Source organism: Streptomyces sp. NPDC001717, from assembly GCF_042892775.1.
Lineage (GTDB): Bacteria > Actinomycetota > Actinomycetes > Streptomycetales > Streptomycetaceae > Streptomyces.
In genome coordinates this window covers 45,482-51,680 of record NZ_JBIAUK010000016.1, presented here as the reverse complement: position 1 = coordinate 51,680, position 6,199 = coordinate 45,482, and the positions used below count along the sequence as shown (strand labels likewise).

The 6,199-nt window shown below is 72.2% G+C and carries 5 protein-coding genes and 1 pseudogene; 3 read left to right on the top strand and 3 right to left on the bottom strand.

Going from position 1 to position 6,199, the window contains the following annotated elements:
- Positions 1–1,419: pseudogene (locus ACFYZL_RS24345) on the bottom strand (hypothetical protein); the annotation flags it as partial.
- Between the two features lie 7 nt (positions 1,420–1,426).
- Positions 1,427–2,422 carry an SMI1/KNR4 family protein gene (locus tag ACFYZL_RS24340; RefSeq protein WP_388681598.1) on the bottom strand — a complete coding sequence of 332 codons (996 nt, stop codon included), beginning with the start codon at positions 2,420–2,422 and terminating at the stop codon, positions 1,427–1,429.
- Positions 2,423–2,651: 229 nt separating this feature from the next.
- On the opposite strand from ACFYZL_RS24340, the gene ACFYZL_RS24335 reads away from it, so the two are divergent.
- Both ACFYZL_RS24335 and ACFYZL_RS24330 read left to right on the top strand, forming a co-directional pair.
- A complete protein-coding gene (locus ACFYZL_RS24335; protein WP_388681595.1) occupies positions 2,652–3,260 on the top strand; it encodes a YwqJ-related putative deaminase in 609 nt (202 codons plus the stop codon).
- Between the two features lie 2 nt (positions 3,261–3,262).
- Positions 3,263–3,772 (top strand): SUKH-3 domain-containing protein, encoded by a 510-nt coding sequence (locus tag ACFYZL_RS24330; RefSeq protein WP_384758423.1) that lies wholly within the window; start codon positions 3,263–3,265, stop codon positions 3,770–3,772.
- 107 nt (positions 3,773–3,879) lie between these two features.
- On the opposite strand, the gene ACFYZL_RS24325 is transcribed toward ACFYZL_RS24330, so the two are convergent.
- Entirely contained in the window at positions 3,880–5,154 is a 1,275-nt protein-coding gene (locus ACFYZL_RS24325; protein WP_384752096.1) for a sensor histidine kinase, read from the bottom strand.
- 131 nt (positions 5,155–5,285) lie between these two features.
- Between ACFYZL_RS24325 and ACFYZL_RS24320 the strand changes: the two genes are divergently transcribed.
- Positions 5,286–6,191: a hypothetical protein gene (locus ACFYZL_RS24320; protein WP_384752093.1), complete on the top strand. Its 906-nt coding sequence runs from the start codon at positions 5,286–5,288 to the stop codon at positions 6,189–6,191.
- The last annotated feature ends 8 nt before the right edge of the window (positions 6,192–6,199 follow it).

The window sequence follows — 6,199 nt, the reverse complement described above, 5'->3', positions numbered from 1 at the left end:
CTGCGGGGCACCACCACGCGGAGCCCCGGGCGGACCCGGAGGCGCCGGCGGCTGACCGGTGACCGCCGGACCCGCCAACATCGTCGCGGCATGGTCCAGCCCACCACCCAGCGAACCGCCACCGGGAACCCCCGGCGGACCGGGCGGCTGCGGGGCACCACCACGCGGAGCCCCGGGCGGACCCGGAGGCGCCGGCGGCTGACCGGTGACCGCCGGACCCGCCAACATCGTCGCGGCATGGTCGAACCCACCACCCAGCGAACCGCCACCGGGAACCCCCGGCGGACCGGGCGGCTGCGGCGCCCCGGGCACTCCGTGCGGAGGCGGCGGCACCGGCGCACCCTGCGCCCCCGGCGTACCCGGCACTCCCTGTACTCCCTGCACTCCCTGTCCTTCCTGCACTCCCGCCGACAACGGCGCGCCCGACCCCCCGGACGCACCCGGAGCCACCGGCGGGGGCGGCACGGCAGCGCCACCGGCGCCCCCGGCCGAGTCGCCCGGCCGGTCGATCCTCGCCCGGCTCGTGGGCGCGTCGGCGATGTCCGCCGCGTCCGCCCCGAGCGCCGGCACGATCCGCGTCTTCGGCAGGCTGCTGCCACCGGGGATCAGCGTGGTCTTCGCCTCCGGAGCGACCCCGGAGGACGGGGCGTCGTCCAGGTCCGACCCGGACAGCGGCGGCGCGAACACGGTCGCGGGCAGCGGCACGGATGCGTCGTCACCACCGGAATTCACATCGGTCCCGGCCCACGGGGTGGACCCGGCCGGCACCCCGTCGTTGGCCGTCGGCTCGTACGGGATCTCACCCCCACGCCGCAACGGCACCGCGTCCACGGGCTCCGCGGCCCGAACCGGCACGGCATCCACGGGCCCGTCGGAACCCGCGGCAGCCACGGCCACGCCCACCGGCGTACCCGCACCGTCGGACCCGGACGCACCCGAACCCGAACCACCGGCCCCAGCCGCAGGCGTCACGACCGCAGGCGTCACGGCCGGAGGCGTCACGGCCGGAGGCGTCACGGCCGGAGGCGTCACGGCCGGCGGAATCCCCGCCCGGTCCGCAGCCTCCTGCAACCACTCCGGCGGACTCAGGATGAACGAAGTCTGCTCCGAATCGATCCGCGGCGGCGGAACCGAAGCCTCCGAAGCCGACGCGGCCGCAGCCGCCCCGTACTCCTCCTCGTACCGGCGGATCACCTCACCCACCGGCAACCCCGGCCACAACGTCACCTCACCGCTGTCCCGCGCGATGACCAGCCGCTGCCGCCCACCACCGGACACCGGACCGGCCGCCCGATCCTCCGCCCACACCACGAACCCGAGCCCGAACTCCCGTACCCGCACCTCACGATGCTGGTACCCGGGCACGTCCCCGTTGATCCACTCCTCGGCGCGCTCCTGCGCCTGCGCAAACGTCACCATCGCGCGCTCAACCCTCCACCCGCGCCGGACCCGCCACGGGAACCGAGCGTGCGAATCCGCCGTCCACCATCAGACCGGCCACCGTTTCCAGCTCCGGCGGATTGCCGGCCAAGCGCTCCAGGAAGGCATCGAAATCAGCGCCGCACGGCAGCAACAGCCGCTCCACACGCTCCTGGACGGACCACCCGTCCCGGTCGCGCGCGTCGTCGTACGGCGAGAACCACACCGACCCGATCGACTCGCCCTTGACCTTCAACGCCAGCAACCCGCCCTGCGCGAAGGCCACGCACAGGTAGTCCTTCGTCAGGTGGTCGCGCAGACACTTGTTCACGTAGACGAGATCGTTGACCGCCGCCTCCTCACGCACCGTGAAGAACGGCTGGTCCACCAACAGCCCGAGGTCCGCGTCCAGGCCCGCACCCACCGGCGCACAACCGCCCGCCGCCTTCAGGAACGACCGGTACGCCTCCGGCAACCGGTAGCCGAGGTCCTCCTCGACACCCTGCACCTGCGACTCCGACACCGAGACCACCGACTTCGGCAGCCCCATGTGCACCGGACGCACCTCCTGCAACGGCCGCGTCCCACGCTTCTCATGGTCCACCGGAGCCGTCGCCAGGCCCGCGTGATGCCGCAGCAACGCCTTCACCTCGACCGGAACCAGCTCCATCCGCCGCGAACCCGCGACGTGGTGCCACGTCCAACCGTGCGGCGTCGCGACCGGACCGACCGTGTCCCACAGCTCGTGACCCGTCGCCTTCATCGCGGCGTTCGCGGACACGTAGTCCGTCAGACGCAGCTCGTCCACGCCGAACCCCTCCGGCGGCTCGGCGATCTCCACCGCCGCCCGCGCGTACGCGGAGAAATCCGGATGCCCCGCGCCGCCCATCCGCACTCCATGGGGATGCCGAGCAGCCCGGACCGGGTCCGGGAAATGCACGACCTGCCCCGAGTACGCGGCGTTGGGTGGCGCGGCATGCTGCCCGAGCCGACCTGTCGTCATGGCGGTAGCCCCCTGCTGGATCTGGCTGGTTCACCACAGCCTATGCGCTGGGGCAAGAGCGTCACCCGCCCACGACCGGCCCACCCACCCACGGGCCTGGAACATCCGAATTGATACGAATATTCGACCCCGCTTCCGTATGACGGATGACATTTGGCAGGCTGTCCCCGCAGCACGGGGGCGTGCGCACAGCGGCGACAACCGCGGCCACGGGAGGGAAAGCGCGAACATGCACAACACGGCAACACGTACAGACCGGGCCGACTCCACCGGCCCCGGAACCGGACCCTCCACGGGCCCGGCCACCACCAGAGCCACCGCTCCGGCCGCCACCCAGGCCCCCGAAGCGAGCGGCCCCGCCGGCGACCCCCGCCTGCGCTGGAGCAGCACCAACGGCCGCCCCGCCGTACCCGTCCTGCGCTTCCGCCGCGACGGCATCCTGCCCACCATCGCCGCCGCACTCTCCGTCCGCGGCGAAACCCTCACCAGCACCGCCGGCAAGGGCGACCAACCACCCGCACTCCACCCCCTCGTACAGGACTTCCTCGACACCCTCACGAGCGGCCAGCGCGAACGATTCACCGGCCGCTGCCCCGAGGCGATCCTGCTCTCCCGCCACCTCACCACCATCGAGGGCGCCCGCTCCAAGCGAGCCTCCCGCAAACCCCTCTCCCCCAGCGAGGCCCGCCGCGCCCTGAAGAACTCGAAGATCACCGCCCGCCGCATCCGCGAGGACGGCGACCCCCTCCACGGCAGCTACGCACCCCCCTGCCGCTCCTGCGAGGCCCTCCTCGCCCACTTCGGCGTACGCCACGTCGACCTCACCCCCGCCGAGTAGCCATGACCACCACCTCAGCCTCCTACGACCGCTCCTCGGCCACCCGGTTCCCCGTCTCCGTGGACACCGCCCTGCGCACCGCCGGCTGGGAACCCGGCCGCTGGGACATCAAGCAGGCCGAGTACTGGGCCGACGCCCTCAAGGACCACACCACCCCCGCCGGCCACCGACACACCGTCTTCCCCGCCGCCGTCGAGGCCTGGGCCGAATTCGGCGGCCTCACCGTCACCACCCGCGGACCGGGCCGCCAGATAGCCCCCACCACGATCCACGTCGACCCCCTCACGGGCCTCCACCTGGCCCGCACCTTCGCCGACCTGGGCCGCGCCCTGTCCACGGAACTCTGCCCCCTGGGCGCCGAGGCCGACGCCGGCTCCCACCTGGCCATCGACCGCGAGGGCCGCGTCTACGGCATCGACCACACCGGCGACTGGTACCTCGGCACCAACCTCGACGAAGCCCTCACCCTCCTCCTGACGGGCCTCCAACCCACCCGCCTCACCACGGGCTGACACATCCGGCTCCGCCCGAGGCAAATCCAGCCTCGCCGGCGTTTGAGGCGCGGGGGTCCGGGGGGGGCAGCGCCCCCCGGCAACAGCGCCGCACCCACACACCCGAGCTACCCGCCGGCGGCCACGGGAAGCACCGCCGACACCTTGAACCCGCCCCCGTCCGTCGGCCCCGACACGAACACCCCACCCAGCCCCAACACCCGCTCCCGCATCCCCACCAGCCCGTTCCCCCCACTGGGAAGCCCCGGCTCCGGGGCCTGGGCATCACACGGCCCGTTCTCCACCTGCATCGCCACCTCCCCCTCCCGGTGCGCGAGCCGTACGACGACCCGCGCGCCCGGAGCGTGCTTGTGGCAGTTGGTCAGCGCCTCCTGCACCACCCGGTAGGCGGTCTGCTCCACCTCCGCCGCGTACGCGGACACCGCCTCGCCGTGCACGACCATCTCCACGGCCATCCCCGCCACCCGCGACTGCCCGACCAGCGCCTCCAGCTCGCAGAGCGAAGGCCCGTCCTCGACACCCGGGCCCCCCACCAGCGCCACGGAGACGGCAGCGGCCACCGGGGTCGCCCTCACCGGCTCCTCCCGCCGCAACACCCCGAGCATCTCCCGCAGCTCCGTCAGCGCCTGCCGCCCCATGTCACCCACCAGCGCCGCGTTCTTCGCCGCCCGCACCGGATCCTTCGCGGCCACCGCCTCCAGCGCCGCCGCGTGCACCACCATCAACGACACCCGGTGCGCGACCACGTCGTGCATCTCCCGCGCGATCCGGGTCCGCTCCTCCGTACGGGCCCACTCGGCCCGCTCCTCCGCCCGGTCCGCCAGCAGCGACAGCTCCCGCTCCAGCGAGTCCGCCCGCTCCCGGAGGCTCTCCATCAGCCGCCGCCGGGCCCCCATGTACAACCCGAGCAGCACCGGCGGCACGGTCAGCGCCACCGCCACGAACACGGACAGCATCAGCACGAACGTCCGGCCGGCCTCCGTGTCCCCGCTGGTCCGCAGGTACATCACGGCGAAGGTCGCGGCGAGCGCCATCGAGGTCAGCGTGGCGGTGATCCGGCGGGGCACCTCGGAGGAGGCCACCGTGTACAGGCCCACCACGCCGAGCAGGAACCCCATCACGGCCGGTGTCACACCGATGCCCACCAGCACCACGGCCACCGGCCACCGGCGCCGCACCAGGAGCACGGCCCCCACCGCCACCCCGAACAGCACCCCGGCCCCGGTCGGCACCCCCGCCTCCCGGGCGAAGTCCACGCCCTCGAACCCGCACTCCACGGCCGACGCCACACCGAGCGCCACGTCCACCACGACGTCCCGCCGCCGCTCCCACCACCACACAGGCGGCCCGGCGCGGCCTTCCACATCCCCCGTATTGGTCATGCCGACCAGCGTACGCAGGGGGGCCGGCACACGGTCGACCGGAATTCCGACGAACTCGCAGTAATCGCACATACGAATGATTAGCCCGGAATTCGAGACCAGAATCCCGCATTCCGGACGACATTGGGGACATGACCGAAATCCGACGTCGCCCCGGCGACGGCACCGGCGGACTCCGCCACGGCACCACCACCTTCGAATCCCTCCGGGAGCAGGCGGTGACCCTGCGCCGCGAGGGCCTCAGCCGCCGCCAGATCCGCGACCGCCTCCACGTCCACAACAACGACATCCTGAACCGCCTCCTGGACGGCGAGCCGGCCCCCGAGTGGACCAAGCGCCCCAACGCCAAGGACGACCTCCGCGCGAAGGCCCGGGAACTCCGCCTCCAGGGCCTCACGTACGACCAGATCCAACTGGAGCTCGGCTGCTCGAAGAGCTCGATCTCCCTCTGGGTCCGGGACCTCCCCAAGCCGGAACGGCAGAGGAGCACGGAGGAGGCGTCGGCCATCGCGAAACGCGGCTGGGAGCGGACCCTCCAGGCCCGCGACGAGGAGCGCCGCCAGATCAAACGGGAGGCGGCAGCCGAGATCGGTGCACTCTCGGACCGCGAACTGTTCCTCCTGGGCGTCGGCCTCTACTGGTCGGAGGGCAGCAAGGACAAGGCGTACGCCCGCCGCGAGCGCGTGATCTTCGTGAACAGCGACCCGAACATGATTTGCGTCTACCTCGCCTGGCTGCGCCTGCTCGGCGTCAAGGCGGAGCAACTGCGCTACTTCGTGATGATCCACGAAAGTGCCGACATCGCAGGGGCGGAGCGGTTCTGGGCGAACCTGGCCGACGCCGAGCCGTCACAGTTCACCAAGACCGCAGTCAAGCGCCACAACCCGACAACTCAGCGGAAGAACACGGGCGAGAGCTACCACGGATGCCTCGCCGTACGAGTACTCAAAAGCGCGGATCTGTATCGTCGCGTCGAAGGCTGGTGGTACGGCATAGTAGGGGCTGTAGCCGAATCCGATCAACGAAATCGGACATAGCGGGCGAA

Coding starts and splice junctions, on each gene's coding strand:
- ACFYZL_RS24325 (WP_384752096.1), bottom strand. CDS start 5,154: ATGACCAATACGGGGGATGTGGAAGGCCGCGCCGGGCCGCCTGTGTGG.
- ACFYZL_RS24320 (WP_384752093.1), top strand. CDS start 5,286: ATGACCGAAATCCGACGTCGCCCCGGCGACGGCACCGGCGGACTCCGC.
- ACFYZL_RS24340 (WP_388681598.1), bottom strand. CDS start 2,422: ATGACGACAGGTCGGCTCGGGCAGCATGCCGCGCCACCCAACGCCGCG.
- ACFYZL_RS24330 (WP_384758423.1), top strand. CDS start 3,263: ATGACCACCACCTCAGCCTCCTACGACCGCTCCTCGGCCACCCGGTTC.
- ACFYZL_RS24335 (WP_388681595.1), top strand. CDS start 2,652: ATGCACAACACGGCAACACGTACAGACCGGGCCGACTCCACCGGCCCC.